Genomic DNA, 3,689 nt, shown 5'->3' on the forward strand with positions numbered 1-3,689 from the left:
AACCAAGCGGAATCGCCCACACCAAGGGTCCGAGTTGGCGAAGAAGATCGCCCTCTCGGCGGTGACCCTCATCGTCGTCGTCCTGGCCGGCGGTCACCTGATGCACGCGTGGTAGTCACGCTGAAGGCGCGATCACTCAGGCACCGTTCCGGCCGGCGTCCGCCGCTTTGATGATCGTTCGGTACATCGCGGCGTCCTGCTTCGCGTGCATGAGGATGATGCGCGCCGCCGTGCGCGCCCTCTCGGCGCGGAGCCGTGCCCTGGGCTTCCCGTCCCGCAACGCCCGCGTCGCCATATGGCGGAACCCGTGAGCGTCAGCGATCGCGACCGCGCACCGCTCGGAGAGGGTGCTGTACTCTGCCGGATCTCGGCTCGTCGCGGCTGGCATGGCAGCATCCTCCCAAAGAGGCGATCACGCCGAACCCGCAACAACCGGACCAAGGCAACCGGGCAATGGCAACCGAACAAAGGATTGCCGGCATCCTCTGAACCGCGGCACGGTGCGAAGGTTGGTGCGCGTCGTGCCGATCGAGCGTCACGCTGTCAGGGATTGAGATGAACCGCCCCCGTCGTGTCGGCCTGCCTTGGTACGCCCCAGAGAATTATGCGGCCTTGCGGACCTGCCTCGCAGACGGGGCGAAGCTGCCGGCGCTGTACGACACATGGCGGATCGCCACCGAGCAGATGGAACAGGTGGTGCAGCGAAGCGGCGTCGAGGTCGTGCGCGTGCCGATTGAGCCGAACGCTTTTGCGTCGTGGTGCGCGCGTGATGGCTCTCTGCCCGACGGTGCAGCGCGTGCCCGTTACGCAGCCGAGGCCATAGCGGCGGACGCTGCTTCCTGAGGCTGCCGACGTCGTCGCCATCGCGCCGAATGGTCAGGGAACGGGCGTACGGATGAGGACGGCTGTTGGGGCCGCGTGGTACGCGCGACGGCGACGTGTTCGAAACCGTCCGATGGTATCACCCGGCGCCAATGACCGAGCTCAGGAGCTTGACCTTCGATGCTCACGCGCCGCGCTCTGATCTCCCGCCCTGCCTTGACCGGCGCTCTGGCTGCAGCTGGCACCTTTATGAGCGCTGGCTACGCGACGGCGTTCGAGCCCCACCGTGTGCAGACCGTCACCTATCGCCTGTCGCCCCGGGGCTGGCCGCCGGATCTACGGTTGCGCATCGCGGTCCTGACGGACTTCCATGCTCATCCGCGCTGCATGGGCGAGGCTGAGATCGCGGCGGTCGTTGCCCGGACCAACGCGCTCGCGCCCGATCTCGTTGTCCTATTGGGAGATTACGGCTCGCAGAGCCCAGGCCCGGTGCCGTTCGAGAGGATCGCCGGCATCCTGGGCAACCTCACGGCGTCGAAGGGCGTCTATGCCATTCAAGGCAATCATGATTGGGGCGATGATCGGGAGGCGCGTCGCCGTGGCCATGGCCCCACGCATGCCGAGCGGGCGCTGCGAGCCGCCGGCATCCCGTTCCTCGAGAACACGGCGGTGCGGCTCGATTGTCCCGTGCCGCTCTGGCTGACCGGGCTGGAGAGCGAGGAGACACCGGGTGTGCCGAAGGTGCGGGAGCAGTTCGAGCGGTATCGCCTCGATACGCTGAACCGAACGCTCCAAGATGTGCCGGCAGGCGAGCCCGTGATTCTGCTGGCGCATGAGCCGGACATCTTTGCCTTGGACCTCGATCCGCGCGTGGTCCTGACGTTGTCGGGCCATACGCATGGTGGCCAGATCCGCATTCTGGGCTGGTCGCCCTGGATCCCCTCCCGCTACGGCCTGCGCTACGCCTACGGTCATATCGTCGAACGAGGGCGCGATCTCGTGGTGTCGGCCGGCTTAGGCTCTCACTTCGTGGCCGGGCGCCCCCTGCGCTTCGGTGCACCGCCCGAGATCGTCGTCGTCGATCTCGGAGCTGCAACTGTTGCGACATCGTAGGGCATCGCCGAACGCCTCCTCGAGCCGTGCCGGATCGCGCTGCAATCGAGCACGGCTCTAAGCCTTTGTTTTGGCGCGCTTCCTTTCGCCGAACCGGTGTCCACTTCGGCGGAAAGCGCTCTGGCCGCTTCGGCACGGTCGCCGCAGCCGACTGCGTCGGCTCGCCGCCGGGATATGGGCCGAGCCGAACTGGAGGAACGCTCTGGGCCTCTGCCTCGGGCGCCGGTCGCCCGCTGATCCCGGTGCTCACGGCCGATCCGCCTTGACCCTTTGCCGTCCGTGGTTCCGCGCGCCAACGCAGAGGCGATCTCAGCGGCCTCGGTCGTGACCTGAGGGCAAGGCACGGTGGCAGCAGCGAACCACCGTCCGCCGAAAGCGTTTCCGACTCTCAACGGCAAGGAACGTGACATGAAGGTGATCTCGGCAACCGTCCTCGGCTTGGCCCTGTTGAGCGGCGTGGCTCCGGCCTTCGCGCAGCCCTACGGCGGACGCGACTATGGCTATGATCGCGGCGACTATGGCTCCCGCGACAGGGGCTACGGAGAGCGCGGTTACGGCGATCGAGGCTACGGCGACCGTGATCGCCGCGATTACGACCGGGACAATGATCGGGGCTCGCGGGGCGGGCGTGGCGACTACGCCTTCAACGAGGCAGAGTATCTGCGCTGCAATCCGGACGTGCGCCGGGCGGTCATCGGTCGCGCCATCAAGTCCGGGCTGGAACACTACCGGAAGGTCGGCATGGCGGAAGGCCGGAAGCTGAGCTGCTGATCCCCGTTGCGCGAGGCGAAGGCGACGCCGCCTTCGCCATCCGGCGCCCGTGATTCTGCACCCTGATGCGCAAGAGGCGACGCACCCCGTCAGGAGCGCGCCGCAAGTCGGCTCGCGGTCTCACGGACGAGCGTGAAGCCCATGGCAAGCCGCGGGCCAAGCTAATGGCCAGGCGCCGCGGCCGCGTTGCCGGCTCCGGGAGCGAATCGTCGCGTCGCCCAAACGACCTGCCCTGCGGCGTCCCAGAGCATCGCCGATCCCGCACGCTCGGCGAGAAGTTCGACAAACCGGGCTTCCGCTCGGCCAATGGCTTCCGCGTTCGTTGTCGCGTCGAGCTGCTCGGTGGCGACCGACAGGCCGCTCGCGCATCGCCGGTGAACGGAGCATTCAAGGTGGAACACAGCCATCCGGACGCGCGAGCAATATGCCTGCCAAACGGGTTTGCATAAAAATGCCCGCCTCGGCGGACCGGGCGGGCTGAGGGGCCATTGGGTTTCGAAGGCTTTCGGATAGCCCAGCCACGAATCGAGTCGCGTCATCCGTTCGAAGGATCTCAGCGCCTCAATCCGCCTTAGGCATCTGCGCGCGCCTGCGCTGAGCCACGCCGCATCCGCTCGGCCCGGTTGCGATCCGCTACGGAGCGGCCGTCACCGGTCCGCACCGCTCAGCAGCTTCTCGACGGTTGCTAGGCCGGCCGCTTGAGCCTTTGCCTCGGTCGGGTAGCTGCGATCGGAACGCTGCGCCAGCTTGCCGTGCTTGCGAATGGCCCAGTTGTAGGCCCCGCCGTCTTCCTTGGGAGGAAGGACCTCCAGCGAATAGGGGTGGATGTTCGTCTCAGTCTCGCTCATGGGGGAGTCATGCCACGCATGTGCCGGCAAGCCAAGGCTGGTCTGCCTTCGCCACACGCGGCTCAGGGATCCGCATACCCGCCGGGGCAGGCTGCCGGTCCGGCGAGCGACCGGCCGCGCTGGAGCGAGACCTAC

Annotated in this window: 5 protein-coding genes; 3 read left to right on the top strand and 2 right to left on the bottom strand. The window is 67.3% G+C overall.

Annotation, left to right across the window (positions count from 1 at the left end):
* Positions 1 to 136: 136 nt before the first annotated feature.
* On the bottom strand, positions 137 to 388 hold the full coding sequence (locus OXS27_RS31845) for a hypothetical protein (RefSeq protein WP_243920305.1): 252 nt from the start codon (positions 386 to 388) through the stop codon (positions 137 to 139).
* 167 nt (positions 389 to 555) lie between these two features.
* On the opposite strand from OXS27_RS31845, the gene OXS27_RS31850 reads away from it, so the two are divergent.
* From OXS27_RS31850 to OXS27_RS31860, 3 genes are all read left to right on the top strand, one after another.
* Complete coding sequence (locus OXS27_RS31850) at positions 556 to 843, top strand: hypothetical protein (RefSeq protein ID WP_243920306.1); 288 nt, start codon at positions 556 to 558, stop codon at positions 841 to 843.
* Between the two features lie 159 nt (positions 844 to 1,002).
* Entirely contained in the window at positions 1,003 to 1,935 is a 933-nt protein-coding gene (locus tag OXS27_RS31855; protein WP_243920308.1) for a metallophosphoesterase, read from the top strand.
* 408 nt (positions 1,936 to 2,343) lie between these two features.
* Positions 2,344 to 2,706 carry a hypothetical protein gene (locus OXS27_RS31860; protein ID WP_243920310.1) on the top strand — a complete coding sequence of 121 codons (363 nt, stop codon included), beginning with the start codon at positions 2,344 to 2,346 and terminating at the stop codon, positions 2,704 to 2,706.
* 647 nt (positions 2,707 to 3,353) lie between these two features.
* Here the strand turns inward: OXS27_RS31860 and OXS27_RS31865 are convergent.
* Positions 3,354 to 3,554 carry a hypothetical protein gene (locus OXS27_RS31865; RefSeq protein WP_243920315.1) on the bottom strand — a complete coding sequence of 67 codons (201 nt, stop codon included), beginning with the start codon at positions 3,552 to 3,554 and terminating at the stop codon, positions 3,354 to 3,356.
* Positions 3,555 to 3,689 lie beyond the last annotated feature (135 nt).

Source organism: Methylobacterium sp. GC_Met_3, from assembly GCF_026540775.1.
Lineage (GTDB): Bacteria > Pseudomonadota > Alphaproteobacteria > Rhizobiales > Beijerinckiaceae > Methylobacterium.